Raw genomic sequence first — 21,555 nt, forward strand, 5'->3', positions numbered from 1 at the left:
TTTGTGAGAGATACCGGGCGCGAGCCGCGAGGTTTGCGCCACGACCGATGCCGGGCCCGCCAGGGCCCTCGCGCCGGTCCGTCAGCCCGTCGCCGCCAGCAGGCCCGCCCTGCCCGCGCCCCCCTCCCCCGCCATCGCCGCCGCGAGCTGCGCCGCGGGCTGCGGCCGGCCGAACAGGTAGCCCTGCATCTCCGCGCAGCCCTCGCCGATCAGGACGCGCATCTGCGCCTCGGTCTCGACGCCCTCGGCCACCACCCGGATGCCGAGGCTGGTCCCCAAGCCGAGCACCGCGCGCACGATCACGGCGGCGGCCGGGCGCTGCTCGAGCCCGCTGACGAAGGAGCGGTCGATCTTGATCGTGTCGAACGGAAACGCCTGCAACGTCGCCAGCGACGAGTAGCCGGTGCCGAAATCGTCCATGGCGATCCGGATCCCGAACGATTTCAGCCGGCGTAGAACCGTCATCGCGCGGGCCATGTCGTTGATGATGACCGTCTCGGTGACCTCGATCTCGAGCCGGTCCGGCGGCAGGCCGGTCTCGGTCAGGATGGCGAGGACGCGCTCGGGCAGGTCGACCTGCTGGAACTGGCGCGGCGAGAGGTTGACCGCGACCTTGAGCGGGCGGGCCCAGGCCGCCGCCTCGCGGCAGGCCGCGCGCAGGACCCACTCGCCGAGGGCGACGACAAGGCCGGTCTCCTCGGCGAGCGGGATGAACGCGCCCGGCGGCACCAGGCCGCGCGACGGGTGCTGCCAGCGCACCAGCGCCTCGAACCCGACGAGCTGCCCCCCGAACGATGCCCCGTCGAGGGGGCTTGCGGGCCCGGGCCGCACCTGCGGCTGGTAGTGAAGCACCAGTTCGTCGCGCGCGATCGCCCGGCGCAGGTCGCTCTCGCGCTGGCGCCGCTCCGCGCGCGCCAGGTCCATCGCCGGGTCGAAGGCGCGGGCCGCGTTCCGCCCCTCCGCCTTCGCCTTGTAGAGGGCGAGGTCGGCGCGCCGCAGGAGGGTCTCCTCGTCGGTCCCGTCCGCCGGCGCGACGGCGATGCCGATGCTGGCGCCGATCTCGACCGACTGCTCGCCGAGCCGGATCGGCCGGCCGATCTCGCGGATGAGCGCCTGCGCCCGCGCCATCGCGTCGCCTGGGCCGTCGACCGCGGCGACGAGCACCGCGAACTCGTCGCCGCCGAGGCGCGCCGCGATGTCCTGCCCCGCGAGGCCGGCCCGCAGGCGCTGCGAGACCTCGCGCAGGAGCGCGTCGCCGGCGAGGTGACCCAGCGCGTCGTTGACCTCCTTGAACCGGTCGAGATCGACGCACAGGACCGCGCAGGCGCCCTCGCCGCGCCCGATCCCCGACAGCCGCCGCCGCAGCCGCTCGCGGAACAGGACACGGTTGGGCAGGTCGGTGAGGGCGTCGTGGGCCGCCATGTGGGCGATCCGGCTCTCGGCCTCCTTGCGCACGCCGATGTCGACATGGGTGCCGACGATCCGGCTCGCCCGCCCGTCCGCCCCGCGGGCGACGACCTTCGAGCGGGTGAGGAACCAGCCCCAGCTGCCGTCCTTGCGCCGCAGCCGGTGCTCGCACTCGAAGACCGGCGTCTCCCCCGCGAGATGCGCCCCGAGCTTTTCCAGGGCCTCGGCCCGGTCGTCGGGGTGGAGGAGCGCGCGCCACGTGCGGCCGTGGGACGGCAGCTCGCCCGGCGCGTAGCCGAGCATGTGCCACCAACGGTCCGAGGTCCAGGCCGCACCGGTGGCGAGGTCGCAATCCCACAGGCCGTCGCTGCTCGCGTCGAGCGCCAGCGCCAGGCGCTCCTCGCTCGCCTGCAGGGCCTTCCGGGCGCGCACCATGTCGTCGATGTCGAGCGCCGTGCCGATCCACTCGACGACGCCCCCCTGCTGGAGGGTCGGCACGATGACGATCGCGTGCCAGCGATACGCGCCCGCGGGGTCGCGCCAGCGCAACTCCTGGGCGAAGGTCCGCCGCTCCGCCCGCGCCTGCTGCCACGCCGCGGCGGTCGCGGCGCGGTCGTCCGGGTGCTGGGCGTCGACGCGCATGGCCTGGGAGGTGGCGCGCGGGCCGAAGAACGCCCGGAAGGGCCGGTTGCAGTACAGGGTCGTGCCGTCGTCGCGCACGAGCCAGACCATCTGCGGCAGCGCATCCGTGAGCGCCCGCAGGCGCTCCTCGCTGGCGAGCAGGGCCGCCTTCTGCCCGCTGAGCACGCCGTTCATCCGCCGCAGGCGGTCGGCGACCAGCGCGAGGGCCGAGCAGGCGAGCACCGCGAACGTGACCACGGCGATGCCGGCGGCGAGCACGGCCCGCGGCAGGCTGTCGGCCCCGCCCCCGGCGCGGGGATCGGGCACCACCTCCGCGGCGGCCATGGCGAGGAGATGCAGCAGAACGATCCCGCCGGCCAGCAGGGACGCGGCGGGAATCAGGCTGCGGCGCTGGCGCCGGAGCAGCAGGAAGGCGGCGCAGGACAGGGCGGACCCGACCAGCAGCGCCGCGACGGCCGGGCCCGGATGCCACGCGAAAGTGCCCGGCACGCGCACGCCCCGCATGCCGGTGGTGTGCATGGCCGCGACGCCGAGGCTGAGAAGAAGGCCCGCCGCGAGCCGGCCGGCCGTGCCTCGGGCTCGGCGCAGCACGCCGAGCGCCGCGAGCGCGCCGGCCACGCCGACGAGGAGCGAGGCGAGCGTCACCGCCGGATCGTAGCCGACGCCCACCCCCGGATCGTAGCCGAGCATGGCGATGAAGTGCGTGCTCCAGGTCCCAGCCCCGGCCGAGAAACCGGCGCCGAGGAGCCAGCCGAGCGAGCGCCCGCCGCGCTCGACGCGCGCCTGCCCGAGCAGCTGGAGCGCCGTATGGCAGGAGAACCACGCGACCAGCGCCGCGAGCGGAATCGCCCAGACCGTATGCTCGGCAGTCAGGCAGACGAACGCACGATACATGGCATCCCGTGAAGGCAGCGACGCGGACGTGCAGCCTGCGGTAGAGTTATTGATCAATCATTACTGCCAATGCAGCGCTACAGATCAGGATCAATGGTCGAAGACAGGCGTGGGTATGTTGTCCTATTCCCATGCAGGATTTCGATTAAATTTGTAAGTTCCTGTTTAATATGGTCGCGCGGCGGCGTGCCCGTCCGGGTGGTGGAATGCTGCGCCCGCGCCGGGTAGAACGGGTCCGGTCCTGCCGCCGGGTCCCGCAATGCACCCCCTCCCCCGCCAAAGCCCGGCCGCGTCCCCGGCTCCGCCCTTCGCGCCGGCGACGCGCCTCACCGCCCTCGACCGGCTGCGGGGCGCCCTCGTCGGGCTCGTCGTCCTGCACCACGCGGTCCTCGCCTACTGCACCTTCGGGCACGTCGACCGCGCCCACTACCACCTGTCGACGGCACCGATCGTCGATGCGCAACGCTGGGTCGGGTTCGACGTCCTGGTGCGGCTCGACGACGCCTTCTTCATGCCGCTGCTGTTTCTGCTGTCGGGGCTGTTCGTCCGGGACGGGCTGGCGCGGAAAGGGGCCGGGGCCTACCTGCGCGGGCGGGTGCTTCGCCTCGGCCTGCCCTTCGCCGTCGCCGTGACGACCCTGGTGCCGCTCGCCTACTACCCCTCGTTCCTGCAAGCCGGCGGCCCGGCGGGCTTTTCGGCGTTCTGGGTCCGGACGGTGACGGCCGGTCCCTGGCCGAGCGGGCCGCCCTGGTTCATCGGCGTCCTGCTGGCCTTCGATGCCGCCGCCGCGCTGCTCCTTACCCCGTTCGCCCGCGGCCGACCGGAGCCGGGGCGGCCCGTCGCGCCGGCCGGGGCCTTCCTCCTGCTCCTCGGTCTCTCCGGCATCGCCTATCTGCCCCTGCTCCTCGCCGTCGGCCCGGCGCGCTGGATCGGGATCGGGCCCGTGGCGATCCAGGCCAGCCGCATCGGGCTCTACGCCGCGTATTTCGCCGCCGGCGTCGCGCTCGGGAACGGTGGGATGCCGGGCATCCTGGATTTCGGCCGGGCGCTCGCCCGGCGCTGACGGCCGTGGGGCGGGCTCGCCCTCACCGCGAGCGCCGCCCTCGTCGCCGCGGCGGCCACCGGGGGCCGGTTGCCGGCGCGGGACGCGCTCGTACTGGAGGGCGCGGCCCGGACAGTGTTCTGCGCCGCCGCCGCCCTCGCGCTCCCGGCCCTGTTCCTGCGCTTCACTCACGCCCGCTCCCGCGCCTGGGACAGCCTGTCGGCGAACGCCTTCGCGATCTACCTGCTGCACTACCCGGCCGTGACCTGGGTGCAGGTCGCCCTCCTCGGCCTGCCGCTCGGGGCGGCGGTGAAGGGTGCGACCGTGTTCGTCGTCGCGCTCGCGGCGAGCTGGGCCGGCGCCTCGGCGCTGCGTCGTCTCCCTCCCGTCAGAAGGGTACTCTGAGCGATGCCGCACCATGATTCGAGCGCGGCCCGGCCGGCCGTGACCCTGCGCTGGTCATGCCTTCTCGACGGGTCGGCCGACCGGCACGACGGCGCCGTCGTCACGATTGCCGGCTGGCCCGTGACGGCCGGAGACGAGGCCGAGGCGCGCTACTGCCTGCTCATCCCCGAGCCCGTCTGCTGCCGCGGCTGCCTGCCGGGTGATCCGGCGGCCTGCATCGAGATCCTGGCCGCCGCGCCGGTCCCCCTCGACGGCCGGGAGGTCACCTTGCGCGGGGTGCTCCGGCGCCTACGGGACGATCCGTGCGGCTGGCGCTACCGGCTCGACGGCGCGGTGCTCGGCTGCGCCCCGCCGCGCCTCGGCCTGACCCGCCGCCACCTCGTCACGGCGGCCCCGCTGCTGTGCCTGCCGGTGACGGCCTTCGCACAGGCGCCCCCGGCCGGGGAGGACACCACTCGCCAGCGCGTCGAGGCGGCGTCCTTCCTCGCCGCACGGCCGACGATCGACTGCCACAGCCATGCTGGCCGAATCCTGCGGGTGGACCAGGCGGAGGGGCACGCGCCCTTCACGCCGCTCGCCGAGCCGATGCGCCGCGGCGGGCTGGCGGTTGCCTGCCTCGCCATCGTCTCCGACAGCCCGACCCACCGGGTCACGCCCGAGGGGCGGATCAGGGCGTTCCGGGAGCCCGCACCCGGCGAGCTCGGGTCCTACGCCGAGCGGGGCTTTGCCCGCCTGCACGCCCTTGTCCGCGACCAGGGCCTACGCCTCGTGCGCAACGCGACCGACCTGGCGGGCGCCCGCGCCGAGGCCCCGGCGGTGCTCGTCTCGGCGGAAGGGGCGGACTTCCTCGAAAGCGAGCTGGCGCCCCTGGAGAGGGCCTTCCACCAAGCCGCCCTGCGCCACCTTCAGCTCACGCATTACCGGGTGAATGCGCTCGGCGACATCCAGACCGAGCCGCCCGTCCATGGCGGCCTGACGGATTTCGGCGTCGAGGTGATCCGTCGGTGCGAGGCGCTCGGCATCGTGGTGGACGTGGCGCACGGCACCGAGGCCCTGGTGCGCCGGGCGGCGGAGGTGGCCGGCAACCCCCTCGTCCTCTCGCACACCTCGCTCACGACGAAGCCGACGCCGCGCACCCGCCGGATCACGCCGGATCACGCCCGGATCGTCGCGGCAACGGGCGGCGTCATCGGCCTGTGGCCGCCCACGAGCCTGTTTCCCGACCTGCCGGCGCTGGCCGACGGCATCGCCCGCATGGCGGACGTGGTCGGCGTCGGCCATGTCGGGATCGGGTCGGACATGATGGGGCTCGTCGGCCCCAGCGCCCTGCCGGACTATACGGCCCTGCCCGACCTCGCCGCGCTCCTTCTCGGGCGGTTCACGCCGGAGGAGGCGGCCGGCATCCTCGGCGGCAACTACCTCCGGGTCGCCCGGGCGTGCCTGCCGGCGTGACGATCCCCTGCCCGGCGGCGCTCTCGATGCCGGCCTCCCGGCCGGGGCGTCGCGCGCCGGCCGCCGCACCCGGGGCGAACAGCGCGTCGAGGGCGGCGACATCCGAAGGCCCGAGGACGTGGTCGGCGGCGGCCGCGTTCTCGGCCAGGCGCTCGGGCCGGCGGGTGCCGGCCCGGGTCGCCTCCCGCATGCCCATGACCGGGCCCCATGACCGGTCGGGGCCGCTACGGCGGCGGCGGGTCGAGCAGCACCCAGAGCCGCGCGATCCGCCCGTCGACGATCTCGGCGGCGTCCGTCCCGGTCACCGCGACGGGGCCGCCCTCCGGGCCCGCCGTCCAGCGCAGGGTGCCGAGGCCGTGATGGCCGACGGCCCGGCCCTCCGGGACGAACCGGAAGGCCGGCCCGAACTGCTCCAGGAGCCGGCCCGCCACCTCGGAGATCGCCGCCCGGCCCCGGACGAGGCCCGTCGGCTCGTACATCACCGGCTCGGCGACGAAGAGCTCGTCGAGGGCGGCGGTCCTCCCGGCAGGATCGCGCTCGTTGAAGACGCGCGCCAGGTTCGCGCGCAGCAGGTGGTCGTAATCGGGCTCGCCCGCGGCAGGGGCCACCGTGGTGTCCGGCATGGCGTTGGTCCTTCCGCTCGCGGGGATCAGGCCTCTACGAAGGCGAGGAGGTCGGCGTTCAGCGTCTCGGCGTTCACCGTCAGCATGCCGTGGCTGTAGCCCGGATAGGTCTTGAGCGTGCCGTTGCGCAGGAGCGTCACGGATGTGCGGCCGGCCGCGTCGATCGGGACGATCTGGTCGTCCTCGCCGTGGAGCACCAGGGTCGGCACCACGATGCCCCGCAGGTCGCCGGTCTGGTCGGTCTCCGAGAAGGCCTTGATGCCGTGGTAATGCGCCAGGGCCGAGCCCATCATGCCCTGGCGCCACCAGTTGCGGATCACGCCCTCGGACCCCTGGGCGCCCGGCCGGTTGAAGCCATAGAACGGACCGCTCGGCACATCGAGGAAGAACTGCGCCCGGTTGGCGGCGAGCGCGGCGCGGAACCCGTCGAAGACCTCGATCGGCAGGCCGCCGGGATTGGCCTCGGTCCTGAGCATCAGGGGCGGCACGGCGCTGACGAGGACCGCCTTGGCGACGCGCCCCTGCGGCCCGCCGTGGCGCGCGACGTAGCGGGCGACCTCGCCGCCGCCGGTCGAGTGCCCGATGTGGATCGCGTTCATGAGGCCGAGCTGGTGCACGACCGCCGCCGCATCCGCGGCGTAATGGTCCATGTCGTGCCCACTCGGCGTTTGCGACGAGCGGCCGTGGCCGCGCCGGTCATGCGCCACGACCCGGTAGCCGCGGGCCGCGAAGAACAGCATCTGCGCGTCCCAGTCGTCGGAGGAGAGCGGCCAGCCGTGATGGAACACGATGGGCTGCGCCTGCCGCGGTCCCCAGTCCTTGTAGAAGATCTGAACGCCGTCGCCGGTGGTCACGAAGCTCATCGGGGATTCTCCTGCCGCGGGACCGGCACGGGTCGGGCCGGTGGGCAGGATCTAACATACCGGAGCGGCGGCGTGGGGCGGAAGCCGGGCGCTCAGTCCGTCTCCTCGGCCGGGCCGTCGGAGGCCGCCTCCGGCTCGGCCGGCGTCGGCGTGAAGGCCGGCTTGGCGGGCTTGTTCTTCCGGGCCGAGGCGGGCGGGGCGGTGTGGGCCGGCATCTCCGCCAGCCGCGCGACGCGCGCCTTGAACTCCTCGTTCGACGGGCTGCGGGCCGAGCCGGTGATGAACATCTTGGCCATGGCCGATCCTCTCGTGCGGGATGGCGGACCCGCCGGAGGCGCATCTGCCCGCGATCGGTGCCGCTGGACAGATTTCGCGATCATCGCGGAAAGGACGAACCGGAGCGGGCGCGGTCGCGCTCCGACAATCCAGGACGTCCTGCCTCTGATCGACCGTTCGACGATGAACGGTTTCGTCGCCGCCGACAAGGCGAATTCTTATCCGCGTCCCGTCATCGTCGCAGCAGCGGCCGGGCGGAGAGCGGAGTGTCGCCCCCGCCGGGCGGATCCCGGCCGGCCCGGTCGCGCTGGCTCGAGCACTTCACGATCGCACTGCAATCGCGAAGCTCTCCATGTCTTTGGCTTTACCGCATTTTCTGCGACGAACCGGTTTCCGCTTCGTCGGAAGATGCTCTAGCGCCGGCGCGGGTCGGCCGGGCGGAAGGCGCGCTCCACGGCGGCGGTGGCGCTGGCATAGGCCCGCTCCTCGCTGTCGTGCGGCCGGTCCGACCGCTCGAGCAGCTTGCCGTGCTTGCGGATCGCCCAGCCGAATTTTCCTTTCGGGCTGCTCAGCGGGGCCACCTCGATGGTGAAGGGATAGAATTCGTTGTCGCTCATCCGCGGAACTATGGCATGGAACCCCGGCGCAGGACAAACCTCCCGCGCGCGCCATCCCAAGTCGATCTTGCCCAGGTCGATCCCGCCCCGCTCGATCCCGCCCTCGACGCGCCACCCCCGCGCGTGCGATAGCCGGCGCCTTTCCGGATCTTCGCCGCCCTGACGGCACGGCGCGGTCCGATGGAGTGCGATTCTTGATCCCCTGGGTTCACCTCGACACCAGCGCCATCCCCGGCGAGACCGCGTCCCTGCGCCTGATGCGCCGGGGCGACGAGTTCGCGATCGTGGTCGACTCGATCGAGCTGATGAACAGCCGCCGCAGCGGCTCGGAGCGGGCGCTCGCCAGCCTCGCCTGCGCGCGCCTGCGCGGGCGTCCGGCGCCGCGGGTGCTGATCGGCGGGCTCGGCATGGGCTTCACCCTGCGGGCGGCGCTGGCCGAGCTCGCGCCGGGCGCCAGGGTCGAGGTCGCCGAGTTGGTTCCGGCGGTCGCCGCCTGGGCCCGGGGTCCGCTCGCGCATCTCTTCGCCGGCAGCCTCGACGATCCCCGGGTGGCCCTGCACGAGACCGACGTCCACCACCTGATCGCCAACACGCCCGGCGGCTACGACGCCATCCTGCTCGACGTCGACAACGGGCCGGAAGGGCTGGTCCAGCGCACGAACGACCGGCTCTACGACGTCGCCGGTCTCGGCCGCGCCCGGCGGGCGCTGCGGCCGGGCGGCGTGCTCGGCGTGTGGTCGGAGAGCCCCGACCGCAAGTTCAAGTCCCGCCTTCAGCGCGGCGGCTTCGCGGTCGAGGAGCACAAGGTGCGCTCGGCCGGCAGCGGCAGGCGCCACGTGGTGTGGATCGGGGAGCGGGTGGACGGCGCGGGGGCGGGCCCGCGCTAGAGCATTTTCCGACGAAACGGATACCGGTTCGTCGAAGGTATGCGGCCAAACAAGGACCTGGAGAGCTTCGCGATTGCAGCGCGATCGTGAAGTGCTCTAGCGGCCCCCGCCCACCGGATTCGGGCGGAACGCCCATCTCCCGCGGCAAATCGGTTTGCGCGGCCGCGAGCGTCATGCGAGCCTGACGGAACCTGGGGCGGAGCGCCGCACCCGCCACGAGCCTGCCATGACCCTGCGCGGCCCCAACCTTCGCCTGGAAGGATCGACCATCGGGCCGCGGACCATCCCCGCCTGGCGCGAAGCCGTGGCGCCGTTCTGGGACGTCGAGATCCGCAAGGAGGACACCCCGGATTTCCGCGGCCGGTCGGAGGTCTACCACCTCGGCAACGCGATCATCGGCCTGACCGCGGCCTCCGGCCTGCGCAACGAGCGCTCGCGCAGCCTCGTCGCCCGCATGGGCGTCGACCACGTGGCGGCACAGCTGCGGATGGAGGGGTGGGCGACGATCCAGGCCGCCGGGGAGGAGGCGCCGGTCGAACCCGGCGACGTTGCCCTGCTCGACCTCGCGCAAGCCCTGTCGCTGGGCTCGACCGATTACCGCGCCATCACCGTCATCATCCCGCGCGCCCTGTTTCCGGAGGGCGGGAGCCGGCTCGGCGCGGCGCACGGGACGGTCCTGCGCGCCGGCGACCCGTTCGGGGCGCTGGTCGGCGACCACCTGCGCTCGCTCGGCCGGAACGTGCCGCACTTCACCCCCGCGGAGGCACGGATCGCCGCGCAGGCCACGGCCTGCCTCCTGTCCGCCGCGGCCGGCAGGGCCACCGAGGCCGGCGCCGGCGGGCGCGCCGCGGAGCGCATGCCGGTCCTCCTCGCCATCCGCGGCCACATCGACGCCGAGATCGGCTCGCCCGAGCTCGGCGTGGAGCAGATCTGCCGCCGCTTCGGTGTCTCGCGCAGCGCCCTCTACCGCCTGTTCGCGCCCCTGGGCGGCGTGGTCGAGTACATCCGTCGCCGCCGGCTCGCCCGCGCCTACCGCGACCTCGCCGAGGGCGGCGGGCAGGCCGCGCGGGTCTCCGAGATCGCCTACCGCTACGGCTACGGCAGCCCGGCGAGCTTCACCACCGCCTTCCGCGCCGAGTTCGCGGTGAGCCCCGCCGACGTGAGGGCCGCGGCGCGCGGCGCGGCGCCGGAGCGGCAGAGCCTCCCGGAGGGGACGGCCGGGGGCTGGGACGGCTTCTACGACTGGGTCATGACGCTCGACGCCTGAACCGGGCATCCGAGCGAAGCCGGTTTCCGCGTCGCGAATGCGATCCGATAGGATCGCCTGAAGCGATCAACCGGAGATCATACGATGCCGCCGCACCTTTGAACGGGTCCGTTCGAAGGCGCAAGGCAAGCCCGGACGGACGCCGGCACCGATGCGCCGGACGCCGGCGCGAGGATATGGGACGCCGGCGCAAGGAATTGGGACGAAGCGCGGTCGTCCCGGCGCCGTCCGCGCCCGACATGCCGCCCCATCGATGCGGATTGGGAGAGGGCGGGTGCGGCGAGGGAACGGGCGGCGGCGGGGACCCGCCGGCATGCGGCGCGGCGACGAGCCCCTGGTGCGGCGCTGGATCGGCGCCAGGCGCCGCCGCGCGGCCCGGCAGGCGCGGGACGCGAGCGGCGCGGGCGCCGAGATCATCGCGCTGACCTGGGCCCAGACGTTCGGCCGCGGCGCGACGCCCGCAGGGCCCGACGCGACGCGGGAGCGGGACGCCGGCGGATCGTGCGTCGAGGGGCGGCCGGGTTCCTGAGCGCCCCTGGCGGACTGAGCAGATTTCGCCGAAGCGGTTGCCGGTTCGGCGAAATCTGCGGCACAACAAGAACCTAAGCGGACGAAGCGCTGGCCTGCCCACACAAGGCTGCTTGGCGCTCAGCCCTTCCAGTTCTTCAGGGCCGCGAACGGGCTGTCGGCGGTCGCGCCCTTCGGCGGGCACAGCACCGGCTCGACCTGCGCCACCGCGTCGGCGAGCGAGAAGGCGGTGCCGCTCGGGAGCTTGCCGCCGGCGGCGTCCTGGTGGCCGCCGCCGCGGAACAGGCGCGCGCCGTCGAGGGCGGTGCCGTCGATCGAGCGGAACGACAGGGTGCCGGCGCGCTGCACGTTGACGAGCCGCTTGGCGCGCCCGCTCGCCATGACCAGGTCGGAGACCCGCTGGAAGGTGCCAGCATCGAGGGCGAAGGACAGCAGCGTGCCGTCCGGCAGCGCGTGGAACAGCGCGTCGGAGCGGGCGAGCGCCCGGGCCATCCGCTGGCGGGTGGTGAGGCTCGCGTCGTCGCCGGGCTCGTCGCGCATCAGCTCGTCTACGATCGCGCCGCGGATCGCCGGCACGGCCCGCTCCAGCTCGGCCGGGGTGGCGCCGGCGCGTAAGCGCGCGGTCGCCTCCAGCAGCAGGCGGGCGACGAAGGGGTCGTGCGCCGGGTGCCCGACCGGCACCAGGGTGCCGACATTGTCCCAGAAGATCTCGTCGAGGGAGAAGCCGCCGGGGAAGCGGGGATCGTCCTTGCGCCAGAGGTCGAGGGCGTCAACCGAGGCGACCAGCAGCGCGAGATCGTCGGCCCGGGCGGGGTCGGCCTCCCGCGTGGCGAACAGGGCGCGGTGGGTCGCGACCATCTTCGTCGCGCTCGATCCCTCGTCGATGAGGACGGTGACCGAGGGATCGCCGAGGTCGAACCGCGACAGGCGCGGGTTGTCGGCATCGGCCTTCGGCTCCAGCCCCTGACGGCGCATCTGGTCGATCGAGGAGGTGTGGTGGTCGAGCACCACCAGCCGGTGCTGGGCCTCGGGTTCGCGCTTGCGGTTCATGGCGGCGAAGCGGCGCAGGAAGGCGATCGTCGGCTCCTCGATGCCGAGATCGGTGATGAGCACCATCTCCGCCGCCTTGGTCTTGGTCAGGCGCTTCAGCTCGTCGTCGACCACGGGACCGACATCGCCGTAGCGCGGCACGTGCACGATCCGGGCCGGCTCGGCATAGGCCGCGACGAGGGTCGCGGCGCCGTAGCCGTCGAGGTCGTGGTGGGTGATCTGGGTCAGGCGCACGGGATAAGGGTCCAAAAGTCGGTTCGGGTCGAGGGTGGATCCGGTCAGCATAGCGGCTTTGCGCAGGGCCCGGCAGGGCCCTCGCGTCGGTATGAAACCCCCGGCGCCGCGAATCGCCGTCAGGCCGCCCGCGACAGGTCGCTGTCGAGCCCGGCGACCACCCGCTCCAGCGCCGCGAAGCAGGCCGGGTCGAAGGCGGCGCCGACATCCGCCCGCATGATGCCGAGCGCCTTCTCGATCGGCATCGCGGCGCGGTAGGGGCGGTTGGCGGTGAGCGCGTCGAACACGTCCGCCACCGAGACGATCCGGGTCTCTTGCGCGATGGCCTCGCCCGAGAGGCCGCGGGGATAGCCCTTGCCGTCGAGGCGCTCGTGATGGGCGCCGCCGATCTGCGCGATGGCGTGGAAGGCGGCGACGCGGGCGAGGATCGTCTCGGAGAGGAGGGCGTGGTTGCGCATGTCGCGCCACTCCGCCTCGTCGAGCTTGGCCGCCTTGTCGAGGATCGCGTTCGAGACCCCGAGCTTGCCGACGTCGTGCAGGAGCGCCGCCCGGCGCAGCCAGCGCCGGGCCTGCGCGTCGTAGCCGAGTTCCGCCGCGATCCGGTCGGCATAGGCCGCGACCCGCTCGGAATGGCCGGAGGTGAACGGGCTCTTGGCGTCGATCACCTGGGCGAAGGCGCGGGCGATGTCGTCGAGGTAATCCTCGTCGACGACGAGGCCGGCCCGTGCCGGCTCCAGCGCCGCGACGGCATCCGTCACGGTCTCCGAGGCCAGGGTCTCCCAGAAGCCCGGCATCGCGGCCGCCCGCTCGAAGGCCGCGACGGCATCGGGGTCGAACCAGGTGCCGGCCCGGGCCCGCACCTCGGCGAGCGCCGCCGCCGGCCCGGCGCTGGTGTGGAAGACGTCGACGACCTGCGACAGGAGGGCGATGCGGGCGTAGAGCGGGATCTCGGGGCCGGCACGCCGGTCGGGCCGGCCCTTGCCGTTCCAGTGCTCGTCGAGGGCGTGGATCGCCTCGCACACGACGGGCGGGAAGCGCAGCCGCGCGGCGATCTCGGCCCCGCGCTGGCAGCGGGTCTGGATCAGGTCGTCGACGATCGCGCCGCCGTTCTGGAGGATGTTGAGCACGGCCCGGAAGCGTTCGGCCAGGCCCGCCTTGAGCCCGGTATGCGAGAAGACGAAGCCCAGCACCTGGGGCAGGCTGTCGCTCACCGTCTTGAAGTCGCGCTTGAAGCCGAGGTCGTCGGACAGGTACAGCTCGCAGATCCGCGCCGCGTTGCTGGAGCAGCCGAGGTCCTTCAGCATCACCGTGTAGTAGAGCTCCCACAGCCGGTCGGGGGCCAGGCCCATCTCCCGGCCGACCTGCATGCCGATCCAGGTGGCGCGGACGCAGTGACCGGGCGGCTGGCCCTCAGTGAGGTCGAGGGCGTGGCTCAGCGCGCCGAGCAGCTCGGACAGCGGGATTCCCTCGATCGGGATATCCCCTGCCGGGTCGTCCGCGACGGTGTGCAAGCTCGGCGTCGTCAAAGGCCCCTCCCCTCGTCGTCCGGACGAGTTAGCGCCTCCGCACTAAGATTTGCTGAGCGCACGAGTCGTTGGCGTGCAGCCGATTCGGGTTTTCGGGCAGATGCCGGTTGCAGCCCCTCCCTGCCGCCGGCCTGCATGGAGCAGCCGCTTCAGCCGCCCCCGGCGGCGACCGCCTCGATCAGGCGCAGGTGCGCCGGCAGGCAGACCCGCTTCAGGTCGTAGGCGAGCGCCGTATCCCGGGCCGCCGCCCGCAACGGGGCCACAGAACCGGGATCGGCCAGGGCCGCGACCACCGCCTCGGCGATCGCCTCCCTGGAGAAGAAATCGACCAGGATCCCGTTCTCGCGGTGGCGGATCACCTCCTCGACCGGCGGCGTCGCCGAGCCGACGACGCAAGCGCCCAGCGCCATCGCCTCCAGCATCGACCAGGACAGCACGAACGGGTAGGTCAGGTAGACGTGGGCCGCGGAGACCCGCAGCAGGTCGACGTAGTCGCGGTAGGGGATCTTGCCGACGAAGTGGACGCGGGAGAGATCGAGATCCGCCTTGACCTCGTCGAGGTAGATCTCGCGCCAGGTCCGGCCGGCGGAGGGCCTCGCGCCGTAGCTGGTGTCGCTGCCGCCGACGATCACCGCCCGGGCCTTCGGGCGCCGGCGCAGGATCTCGGGCAGCGCCCGCATGAAGCTGTGGTAGCCGCGGTAGGGTTCGAGGTTGCGGTTGACGAAGGTGACGACCTCGTCGGCCGCGCCGAGCGGCAGCCGGCCGCGGCCGAGCGTGATGCGGACCCGCGGATCGGGCCGCAGGAGATCGGTGTCGATGCCGTCGTGGATGACGCTGAGCCGGTCGCGGAAGACGGCCGGGATCCGGCTCGCCTGCCAGGCGGTGGGGCTGACGAGCCGGTCGGAGGCCTCGAACGCGAGGAGCTGCCCGGCGTTGCGGGCCCGCGTCCGGAAGGCGTCGCCCTCGGGACTCGGGAATTCCGGATCGAAGCCGGAATCGGCGCCGGTCGCGCTGTAGAAGAACTCCGCGAAGGTCAGGAGCCGGGCCCGCGGCCAGACGTCCTTGAGGAACAGCGTCTCGCCCCAGCCGGAATGGCCGCAGATCACGTCGGGGCAGAAACCCTCGGCCTTCAGCGCCAGGCCCGCCCGCGCCGCCGCCTCGGCCCGCAGGGTCGCGGTCTCGAAGCTCGCCGCCAGCGGGTGGATGCCCGGGGTGGAGCGGCCCGCGACCGCGTAGCGGACGTGGCGCACCCCCGGCAGGACGGGGGCGGGGTTGATGCCGAGCGCCACGACCTCGGTGCCGGGCCGGGCGGCCAGCGCCGGGGCGACGTGGCGGTACTGGCCGGGGAAGTTCTGGTGGACGAAGAGGACGCGCATCGGGTCTCGGGGCCGGTCCTCGGGCGGATCGTGCGATCCCGTGTGTAGCACCGACCCCGACCGCCGCGGAACACGCCCGGATTGCTTCCAGCCGGCCTTTCCGCCCATCTGGGGCGATGCCGCACCACGCATGAGGACACCGGATGCTGACCCTGCGCCAGATCGAGGTCGCCCGCGCCGTGATGGTGGCCGGGACCATCGCGGGCGCGGCCCGGCTCCTCAACGTCTCGGCGCCGGGCATCAGCCGGCTGATGAAGTACACCGAGACCTCGCTCGGCATCCGCCTGTTCGACCGGCGAGCCGGGCGGCTGGTGCCCTCCGAGCAGGCGCGCCACGTCTTCGAGCAGATCAACGCGGTGTTCGACAAGGTCGAGGACCTGCGCTTCGTGCTCGAGCGGACGCAGGGCGGATCGGGCCAGGAGCTGCTGATCGGCTCGGTGCCGTCGATCTCGCACGTGATGGTGCCCCGCGCGATCGAGCGCGTGCGGGCGGCCTATCCCCACCTCGTCATCGACATCAACATCCTCAAGCTCGAGGAGGCGATCGACTACCTGCTGCTCGGCAAGGGCGAGGTGGTGGCGATGAGCTACCGCTTCGACCACCCGGCGCTCACCTTCGAGCCGCTCGCCCGCGGCGGCCTGTTCTGCATCGTGCCGCTCGACCATCCGCTCGCCGCCCGCACCTCGATCTCGGCCGACGAGATCGTCCGCCACCCGCTCATCGGCATCGACCCGAACGATCCCTACGGCCGGATCATGTCCGACATCTTCCGCGCGCGCGGCCTGTCCTACGGCATCACGATCCGGGCCCGGTTCGGCTCGACGGTGTGCTCGCTGGTGCGGGCGGGCCTCGGCATCGCGGTGATCGACCAGTTCACCATCGCGTACGACGCCTTCCCGGGCATCCGGGTGCTGCCGATCGACGAGGCGCCGGCCTTCGAGACCTGGATCGCCATGAAGGCCGGGACCGCGCTCAGCATGTTCGCCGGCAGTTTCGTGCGCTTCCTGCGCCAGGAGATGGCCCGGCCGGGCCAAGTGGCCCTTCCGCCGTAACATGATGTTACGATCGGCGCGCAACTTGGTACTCATGGCGGGGGCAAGGTGGAGATATCGTGCAGCCCACGGGAGAGCTCGCCGCGGGCGGGCGCTGAAGACGAAAGGGCCTCGCACCATGGCTCACGGACACGCCAGGCCCATCCTGCTCGGGCTGATCGGATCGCCGATCGCCCATTCCGCCTCGCCGGCGATGCATGAGGCCGCCGCCGAGGCGGTCGGGTTGCAGGCGCATTACCAGCTCGTCGACGTGCCCGGGGCCGACGCCGCGCGGCTGCGGGGCCTGCTGGCGTCGCTCGCCCCGATCGGGTTCTCGGGCGTCAACGTCACGTATCCGTACAAGGAGATGGTGCTGCCGCTCCTCGACGACCTGTCGCCCGGCGCGCGTGCCGTCGGGGCCGTCAACACGATCGTCGTCCGGGCCGGCCGGCTCACCGGCCACAACACCGACATGACGGGCTTTGCCCGCGCCCTGCGGCAGGCCTTCGGGCCGGCGCCCGACGGCCCGGTGGCGCTGATCGGCGCCGGGGGCGTTGGCAAGGCGGTCGCGGTGGCGTTCGCGGGCTTTCCCGGCATCGAGGTCCGCCTCGTCGACGCCGACCCGGCCAAGGCCGCTTCGGTGGCGGCCGCACTCGAGGGGCGGGCGCGGCTGCGGGTCTGCCGCAGCGTCGAGGAGGCGGTCGAGGGCGCCCGCGGGATCGTCAACGGCACCCCGGTCGGCATGCTGCCGGACCGCGGCACGCCGGTCCCCCTCGGTCTGCTCCGCCCGGAGATGTGGGTGGCGGACGCGGTCTATTCCCCGCTCTGGACGCCGCTCTTGTCCGAGGCGGCCCGGATCGGCGCCCGCACCATGACCGGGCGCGAGCTCGCCATCCACCAGGCCCTCGACGCCTTCGCGCTATTCACCGGGCGCGAGGCGCCGGCCTCCGCGATGGAGCGGGCCTTCGACCGCGCGGTGGCGCCGCTAGCCGCCTGACGCGCGACGCTCCCCCGCACAAGCCAGGCCATGCCCTTGCTTTTCGGGGGCGAATATGGAATGGCCGCAACCGGTTTCGATTGATCTTTACTTTACGCCATTGACGTCGCAACCCTGAAGAAAAACCAAGCTTACCCCAGGATATCCGGATCAAGTCTGCCCGGATCCCGAAGGCGGCACGGATCCCGTCGAACAGTGGAGGAACCCCCGATGAGTGCGATACAAGGCGATCACGCCCACGACCGCCAGCAATCCAAGAAGGCCGCCGCGAGCGCCTGGATCGGCTCGGCGCTGGAATACTACGACTTCTTCATCTACGCGACGGCGGCGTCGCTGATCTTCCCGCAGCTGTTCTTCCCGTCGAACAACCCGACGGTGGCGATCGTGGCCTCGCTCGCGACCTACGGCGTCGGCTACGTCAGCCGGCCGATCGGCGCCTTCGTGCTCGGCCACTGGGGCGACACCCACGGGCGCAAGCAGGTGCTCGTCCTGTGCATGTTCCTGATGGGCTTCTCGACCATCGCGGTCGGGCTCCTGCCCACCTACAGCCAGGTCGGCATCCTCGCGCCGATCCTGCTCGTCATCCTGCGGCTGATCCAGGGCTTCGCCGTCGCCGGCGAGATCTCGGGCGCCAGCTCGATGACCATGGAGCACGCGCCGTTCGGCCGCCGCGGCTTCTTCGCCAGCTTCACCCTCCAGGGCGTCCAGGCCGGCCAGATCCTCGCCGCCGCGGTGTTCCTGCCGCTTGCCGCCTACATGCCGACCGAGGCGTTTAACACCTGGGGCTGGCGCATCCCGTTCCTGCTCAGCTTCGTCGTGATCATCGTCGGCTACATCATCCGCCGGGAGGTCGACGAGACTCCGGCCTTCGCCGCCGAGGAGACGAAAGGCGAGGTCGCCCGCGCGCCGATCGTCGAGGCCTTCACCACCTCGTGGCCCGACATGCTGCGGGTGGTGTGCATGGCGCTGATGAACGTGATCCCGGTGGTCACCACCATCTTCGGCGCGGCCTACGCGGTCCAGGCCGCCTACGGCGTCGGCTTCCACAAGGACGTCTACCTGTGGATCCCGGTGCTGGGCAACATCCTGGCGGTGGTGGTGATCCCGTTCGTCGGCAACCTGTCGGACAAGATCGGCCGGCGCCCGCCGATCATCGTCGGTGCGCTGGGCTCGGGCCTGCTGTCCTTCGGCTACCTGTACGCCATCAGCATCGCCAACGTGCCGCTGGCGATCGTGATGTCGCTGCTGATGTGGGGCATCGTCTACCAGGGCTACAACGCGGTTTTCCCGAGCTTCTACCCCGAGCTGTTCCCGACCCGCACCCGGGTCTCCGCGATGGCGATCTCGCAGAACGTCGGCACCGCCATCACGGCGATGCTCCCGGCCCTGTTCGCCACCGTGGCGCCTCCCGGCTCGGCCAACATCCCGCTCACCATCGGCTCCATAGCGCTGGCGATTACCGCGGTGGCGGCGGTCGCGGCCTTCAGCGCCCGGGAGACCTACCGCATCCCGATGAAGGATCTCGGCCAGCCCCGCGCGGTGCCGCTGCCGAAGTCGGACTACGACCGCCTGCGCAACGAGGCGATGGCGTGAGGATGATCCGGCCCGGGAAACCCGGGCCGGCTACCATGACGGTCGCGGGCCGGGCGCGGAGAGCGCCCGGCCCGTTTTCGTTCGCGTGGCGAGCCTGATGCCCCATGCCGCCTCTCCGATGATCGCGAATGCGCCCTAGGCGTATGCCTGCGTCAGGTCTATGCTCGGCCCGCGTGCGGGGCTAGCGTCATGCTCTTCGAGTGGGACGACGAGAAGAGCCAGGCGACGCTCGCCGCGCGAGGCTTCGATTTCGCTCATGCCGCCCGCGTGTTCGAAGGGCTCACCGTGCAGACGCACGATCAGCGCCGGGCCTACGGAGAGATGCGGGTCAGTGCGGTCGGCGAGGTGGACGGGGACATGTTCCAGGTCGTGTTCACCGATCGCCCGTCCGGGCGGCGGATCATCTCGGCTCGCAAGGCCAGCCGGAGGGAGCGCAGGGAATGGCACGCGTTAGTCTTGAAGACCTTCGCGCGACTGCCGCCGGCATAGATCGCGCCAAGATCGACGCAACGACGGAGGAGGACATCCGGCGCCACGCCATCGAGGACGGCGAGGATCCGGACGCGGTGCCGACAGGCTACCGGCTCTTACAGCCGGTAACGGCCATCCGGGCGAAGCTCGGCATGACCCAGAGCGCCTTCGCGGGCGCCCTGGGTGTGCCGGTGGCGACGCTGCGCAACTGGGAACAGGGACGCAAGCCGCCCGACCCGGCCGCCGCGGCGCTGCTCCGCGTCGTGGACCGCGAGCCGGAAGCCGTCTTCCGCGCGCTCGGGGTCGCGCTCCCGAAGCTGGGACGGACGACGATGCCCCGTCGCCCCACCGCACGGGAGGGTTCGGCAGGCGGATCCGGGGCGCGGTCCCCGAAGCCGCGCGGCTGACGATCCCCGCGAGGCCGGGGCCGCCAAGCTGGATTTCGCCGGCGAGATAGGGCATCGGGCAGTGCATCCCCTTCGAGACACGGGCGCCCATGACCGAGACCTCCCCGATCCCGCAGGCCGCGCGCCCCAAGCTCGTCCTCGCCTCGGCCTCGCCCCGGCGCCTCGCCCTGCTCCAGCAGGCGGGGCTGGAGCCCGACGCCCTTCTGCCGGCCGACCTCGACGAGGCGCCGCTGAAAGCCGAGAAGCCGCGCGACCTGGTGCGTCGGCTCGCCCGGGCCAAGCTCGACGTGGCGGTGGCGGCGGCGCGCGGCACCGAGGACCTGCGCGACGGCTACGTGGTGGCGGCCGACACGGTGGTGGCGGTGGGCCGGCGCATCCTGCCGAAGGCCGAGGTGACCGACGAGGCGGCGGCCTGCCTGCGGCTGCTCTCCGGCCGGGCGCACCGGGTCTACACCGCGGTCTGCGTCGTCGGCCCCAAGGAGCGGCCGCGGGAGCGTCTGGTCGAGAGCCGGGTGCGGTTCAAGCGCCTCTCGGCGCGTGAGATCGACAGCTACCTCGCCAGCGGCGAGTGGCGCGGCAAGGCCGGGGGCTACGCGATCCAGGGGCTCGCCGGCTCCTTCGTGGTCAAGCTCGTCGGCTCCTACAGCGCCGTGGTCGGCCTGCCGCTCTACGAGACGGTCGGGCTGCTCGAAGGCGAGGGTTTCCCGGTCCGCGCCGCCTGGCGCGACGCGGCCTGACCGCGAACAGGAGGCGCGCGTGACGACGCCCGACGATGCCAAGGTGCCGGCCTGCCCGATCTGCGGCAAGCCGGCGGTGCCGGAATCCAAGCCGTTCTGCTCCAAGCGCTGCGCCGACGTCGATCTCCAGCGCTGGCTCAGCGGACGCTACGCGATCCCGGGCCGGGAGGACGACGCCCTCGGCCAAGATCCCTCAAACAGAGGCGACGGCTCGCGGGAGGAGTGAGGGGATACTGCGGGAGAGCAGGGAACGGCCGGGGTCCTTCCCGGTTGACGGCGGCCTGATGTGAACCGGCCGCCGGAGCCCTTCCCCCATGTCGTCCGATTTCCCCAACCCCCTCACCAAGCATCCCCGTCCGCCCTTCGAGGGCCAGCCGCAGGGCTTTCCGGGCCTGACCGGCCGGATGAAGCCCGAGCCCGACCACGGCGAGGCGAGCTACAAGGGCTCGGGCAAGCTCACCGGCCGGGCGGCGCTGATCACCGGGGGCGATTCCGGCATCGGCCGGGCGGTCGCGATCGCCTATGCCCGCGAGGGCGCCGACGTGGCGATCTCGTACCTGCCCTCCGAGCAGGGCGACGCCGAGGCCGTCGCCGGATGGGTCGAGAAGGCCGGGCGCCGCGCCCTCCTGCTGCCGGGCGACCTCAAGGAGCGGGCCTACGGCCGCGAGATCGTCGCCCGCACCGCCGAGGCCTTCGGCCGCCTCGACGTGGTGGTGAACAACGGCGCCTTCCAGCAGCCGAACCATGACCTCGCCTCGATCGACGAGGACGTCTTCGAGGACCATTTCCGCACCAACGTGTTCGGGTCGTTCACTGTGACCAAGGCGGCGATGGCGCATCTGAAGCCCGGCGCCTCGGTGATCTTCACCTCGTCGGTCAACTCCAAGCACCCGATGCCCTCGCTGCTGGCCTACAGCGCCACCAAGGGGGCCCTGAGCAACCTGGTGCTGAGCCTGGCGCAGCTGCTGGCCGAGAAGGGCGTGCGGGTGAACGGCGTGCTGCCGGGCCCGATCTGGACCCCGTTCATCCCGTCCGGGATGGAGGAGGATTCCGTCAAGTCCTTCGGCAGCCAGGTCCCGTTCGGCCGCCCGGGCCAGCCGGCGGAGCTCGCCTCGGCCTACGTCATGCTGGCCTCGGACGAGAGCAGCTACACCTCCGGCGCGCTGGTGACGGTGGCGGGAGCGATGCCGGTGCTGTGAGGCGCCGGCCGCGCGGGGACGACCCGGGAAC

Annotated in this window: 22 protein-coding genes; 14 read left to right on the forward strand and 8 right to left on the reverse strand. The window is 72.6% G+C overall.

Annotated elements, in window-relative coordinates:
* Positions 1 to 81: 81 nt before the first annotated feature.
* Complete coding sequence (locus tag ACS5PV_RS14085; protein ID WP_455395950.1) at positions 82 to 2,943, reverse strand: bifunctional diguanylate cyclase/phosphodiesterase; 2,862 nt, start codon at positions 2,941 to 2,943, stop codon at positions 82 to 84.
* 259 nt (positions 2,944 to 3,202) lie between these two features.
* On the opposite strand from ACS5PV_RS14085, the gene ACS5PV_RS14090 reads away from it, so the two are divergent.
* The 3 genes from ACS5PV_RS14090 (at position 3,203) to ACS5PV_RS14100 (ending at position 5,842) form a co-directional block, all read left to right on the forward strand.
* On the forward strand, positions 3,203 to 4,006 hold the full coding sequence (locus tag ACS5PV_RS14090) for an acyltransferase family protein (protein ID WP_455395951.1): 804 nt from the start codon (positions 3,203 to 3,205) through the stop codon (positions 4,004 to 4,006).
* A gap of 69 nt (positions 4,007 to 4,075) precedes the next feature.
* Positions 4,076 to 4,390 (forward strand): hypothetical protein, encoded by a 315-nt coding sequence (locus ACS5PV_RS14095; RefSeq protein WP_455395952.1) that lies wholly within the window; start codon positions 4,076 to 4,078, stop codon positions 4,388 to 4,390.
* 3 nt (positions 4,391 to 4,393) lie between these two features.
* Positions 4,394 to 5,842: a dipeptidase gene (locus ACS5PV_RS14100; protein ID WP_455395953.1), complete on the forward strand. Its 1,449-nt coding sequence runs from the start codon at positions 4,394 to 4,396 to the stop codon at positions 5,840 to 5,842.
* A 224-nt stretch (positions 5,843 to 6,066) separates the two neighbouring features.
* Here ACS5PV_RS14100 and ACS5PV_RS14105 read toward each other — a convergent pair whose 3' ends face one another.
* The 4 genes from ACS5PV_RS14105 to ACS5PV_RS14120 all read right to left on the reverse strand — a co-directional run bounded on the left by ACS5PV_RS14105 (position 6,067) and on the right by ACS5PV_RS14120 (position 8,221).
* On the reverse strand, positions 6,067 to 6,465 hold the full coding sequence (locus ACS5PV_RS14105; protein WP_455395954.1) for a nuclear transport factor 2 family protein: 399 nt from the start codon (positions 6,463 to 6,465) through the stop codon (positions 6,067 to 6,069).
* Positions 6,466 to 6,491: 26 nt separating this feature from the next.
* Positions 6,492 to 7,328 (reverse strand): alpha/beta fold hydrolase, encoded by an 837-nt coding sequence (locus tag ACS5PV_RS14110; protein WP_455395955.1) that lies wholly within the window; start codon positions 7,326 to 7,328, stop codon positions 6,492 to 6,494.
* A gap of 92 nt (positions 7,329 to 7,420) precedes the next feature.
* The gene (locus ACS5PV_RS14115; RefSeq protein ID WP_455395956.1) at positions 7,421 to 7,624 is read right to left on the reverse strand and encodes a hypothetical protein; all 204 of its coding nucleotides are present in this window, start codon (positions 7,622 to 7,624) and stop codon (positions 7,421 to 7,423) included.
* Between the two features lie 393 nt (positions 7,625 to 8,017).
* On the reverse strand, positions 8,018 to 8,221 hold the full coding sequence (locus ACS5PV_RS14120; protein WP_099955438.1) for a hypothetical protein: 204 nt from the start codon (positions 8,219 to 8,221) through the stop codon (positions 8,018 to 8,020).
* Between the two features lie 194 nt (positions 8,222 to 8,415).
* Between ACS5PV_RS14120 and ACS5PV_RS14125 the strand changes: the two genes are divergently transcribed.
* The 3 genes from ACS5PV_RS14125 (at position 8,416) to ACS5PV_RS14135 (ending at position 10,904) form a co-directional block, all read left to right on the forward strand.
* The gene (locus ACS5PV_RS14125) at positions 8,416 to 9,108 is read left to right on the forward strand and encodes a spermidine synthase (protein WP_455395957.1); all 693 of its coding nucleotides are present in this window, start codon (positions 8,416 to 8,418) and stop codon (positions 9,106 to 9,108) included.
* A gap of 226 nt (positions 9,109 to 9,334) precedes the next feature.
* On the forward strand, positions 9,335 to 10,375 hold the full coding sequence (locus ACS5PV_RS14130; protein ID WP_455395958.1) for a helix-turn-helix domain-containing protein: 1,041 nt from the start codon (positions 9,335 to 9,337) through the stop codon (positions 10,373 to 10,375).
* Positions 10,376 to 10,688: 313 nt separating this feature from the next.
* On the forward strand, positions 10,689 to 10,904 hold the full coding sequence (locus ACS5PV_RS14135) for a hypothetical protein (protein ID WP_455395959.1): 216 nt from the start codon (positions 10,689 to 10,691) through the stop codon (positions 10,902 to 10,904).
* Positions 10,905 to 11,023: 119 nt separating this feature from the next.
* On the opposite strand, the gene ACS5PV_RS14140 is transcribed toward ACS5PV_RS14135, so the two are convergent.
* The 3 genes from ACS5PV_RS14140 to ACS5PV_RS14150 form a co-directional block, all read right to left on the reverse strand.
* On the reverse strand, positions 11,024 to 12,187 hold the full coding sequence (locus ACS5PV_RS14140) for a dimethylmenaquinone methyltransferase (RefSeq protein WP_455395960.1): 1,164 nt from the start codon (positions 12,185 to 12,187) through the stop codon (positions 11,024 to 11,026).
* A gap of 119 nt (positions 12,188 to 12,306) precedes the next feature.
* Positions 12,307 to 13,698, reverse strand: coding sequence for an HD-GYP domain-containing protein (locus ACS5PV_RS14145; protein ID WP_455395961.1), 1,392 nt, complete (start codon positions 13,696 to 13,698; stop codon positions 12,307 to 12,309).
* A 164-nt stretch (positions 13,699 to 13,862) separates the two neighbouring features.
* Positions 13,863 to 15,089 (reverse strand): glycosyltransferase, encoded by a 1,227-nt coding sequence (locus ACS5PV_RS14150; protein ID WP_455395962.1) that lies wholly within the window; start codon positions 15,087 to 15,089, stop codon positions 13,863 to 13,865.
* Positions 15,090 to 15,232: 143 nt separating this feature from the next.
* On the opposite strand from ACS5PV_RS14150, the gene ACS5PV_RS14155 reads away from it, so the two are divergent.
* The 8 genes from ACS5PV_RS14155 to ACS5PV_RS14190 all read left to right on the forward strand — a co-directional run bounded on the left by ACS5PV_RS14155 (position 15,233) and on the right by ACS5PV_RS14190 (position 21,524).
* A complete protein-coding gene (locus ACS5PV_RS14155; protein WP_455395963.1) occupies positions 15,233 to 16,141 on the forward strand; it encodes a LysR family transcriptional regulator in 909 nt (302 codons plus the stop codon).
* A gap of 118 nt (positions 16,142 to 16,259) precedes the next feature.
* Complete coding sequence (locus ACS5PV_RS14160) at positions 16,260 to 17,117, forward strand: shikimate dehydrogenase (protein WP_455395964.1); 858 nt, start codon at positions 16,260 to 16,262, stop codon at positions 17,115 to 17,117.
* Positions 17,118 to 17,327: 210 nt separating this feature from the next.
* The gene (locus ACS5PV_RS14165; protein WP_455395965.1) at positions 17,328 to 18,710 is read left to right on the forward strand and encodes an MFS transporter; all 1,383 of its coding nucleotides are present in this window, start codon (positions 17,328 to 17,330) and stop codon (positions 18,708 to 18,710) included.
* Between the two features lie 189 nt (positions 18,711 to 18,899).
* Complete coding sequence (locus ACS5PV_RS14170) at positions 18,900 to 19,199, forward strand: BrnT family toxin (protein ID WP_455395966.1); 300 nt, start codon at positions 18,900 to 18,902, stop codon at positions 19,197 to 19,199.
* Positions 19,151 to 19,588, forward strand: coding sequence for a helix-turn-helix domain-containing protein (locus tag ACS5PV_RS14175; protein WP_455395967.1), 438 nt, complete (start codon positions 19,151 to 19,153; stop codon positions 19,586 to 19,588). Before ACS5PV_RS14170 ends, ACS5PV_RS14175 begins: the two co-directional genes overlap by 49 nt.
* Positions 19,589 to 19,677: 89 nt before the next feature.
* The gene (locus ACS5PV_RS14180) at positions 19,678 to 20,325 is read left to right on the forward strand and encodes a Maf-like protein (protein WP_455395968.1); all 648 of its coding nucleotides are present in this window, start codon (positions 19,678 to 19,680) and stop codon (positions 20,323 to 20,325) included.
* Positions 20,326 to 20,344: 19 nt separating this feature from the next.
* Positions 20,345 to 20,551 (forward strand): DNA gyrase inhibitor YacG, encoded by a 207-nt coding sequence (yacG, locus tag ACS5PV_RS14185; protein WP_455395969.1) that lies wholly within the window; start codon positions 20,345 to 20,347, stop codon positions 20,549 to 20,551.
* 88 nt (positions 20,552 to 20,639) lie between these two features.
* Positions 20,640 to 21,524 (forward strand): SDR family oxidoreductase, encoded by an 885-nt coding sequence (locus ACS5PV_RS14190; protein ID WP_455395970.1) that lies wholly within the window; start codon positions 20,640 to 20,642, stop codon positions 21,522 to 21,524.
* The last annotated feature ends 31 nt before the right edge of the window (positions 21,525 to 21,555 follow it).

It is taken from the genome of Methylobacterium sp. Gmos1, assembly GCF_053764715.1.

Coding starts and splice junctions, on each gene's coding strand:
- ACS5PV_RS14085 (WP_455395950.1), bottom strand. CDS start 2,943: ATGTATCGTGCGTTCGTCTGCCTGACTGCCGAGCATACGGTCTGGGCG.
- ACS5PV_RS14090 (WP_455395951.1), top strand. CDS start 3,203: ATGCACCCCCTCCCCCGCCAAAGCCCGGCCGCGTCCCCGGCTCCGCCC.
- ACS5PV_RS14100 (WP_455395953.1), top strand. CDS start 4,394: ATGCCGCACCATGATTCGAGCGCGGCCCGGCCGGCCGTGACCCTGCGC.
- ACS5PV_RS14105 (WP_455395954.1), bottom strand. CDS start 6,465: ATGCCGGACACCACGGTGGCCCCTGCCGCGGGCGAGCCCGATTACGAC.
- ACS5PV_RS14110 (WP_455395955.1), bottom strand. CDS start 7,328: ATGAGCTTCGTGACCACCGGCGACGGCGTTCAGATCTTCTACAAGGAC.
- ACS5PV_RS14115 (WP_455395956.1), bottom strand. CDS start 7,624: ATGGCCAAGATGTTCATCACCGGCTCGGCCCGCAGCCCGTCGAACGAG.
- ACS5PV_RS14120 (WP_099955438.1), bottom strand. CDS start 8,221: ATGAGCGACAACGAATTCTATCCCTTCACCATCGAGGTGGCCCCGCTG.
- ACS5PV_RS14130 (WP_455395958.1), top strand. CDS start 9,335: ATGACCCTGCGCGGCCCCAACCTTCGCCTGGAAGGATCGACCATCGGG.
- ACS5PV_RS14135 (WP_455395959.1), top strand. CDS start 10,689: ATGCGGCGCGGCGACGAGCCCCTGGTGCGGCGCTGGATCGGCGCCAGG.
- ACS5PV_RS14150 (WP_455395962.1), bottom strand. CDS start 15,089: ATGCGCGTCCTCTTCGTCCACCAGAACTTCCCCGGCCAGTACCGCCAC.
- ACS5PV_RS14155 (WP_455395963.1), top strand. CDS start 15,233: ATGCTGACCCTGCGCCAGATCGAGGTCGCCCGCGCCGTGATGGTGGCC.
- ACS5PV_RS14160 (WP_455395964.1), top strand. CDS start 16,260: ATGGCTCACGGACACGCCAGGCCCATCCTGCTCGGGCTGATCGGATCG.
- ACS5PV_RS14165 (WP_455395965.1), top strand. CDS start 17,328: ATGAGTGCGATACAAGGCGATCACGCCCACGACCGCCAGCAATCCAAG.
- ACS5PV_RS14170 (WP_455395966.1), top strand. CDS start 18,900: ATGCTCTTCGAGTGGGACGACGAGAAGAGCCAGGCGACGCTCGCCGCG.
- ACS5PV_RS14175 (WP_455395967.1), top strand. CDS start 19,151: ATGGCACGCGTTAGTCTTGAAGACCTTCGCGCGACTGCCGCCGGCATA.
- ACS5PV_RS14180 (WP_455395968.1), top strand. CDS start 19,678: ATGACCGAGACCTCCCCGATCCCGCAGGCCGCGCGCCCCAAGCTCGTC.
- ACS5PV_RS14190 (WP_455395970.1), top strand. CDS start 20,640: ATGTCGTCCGATTTCCCCAACCCCCTCACCAAGCATCCCCGTCCGCCC.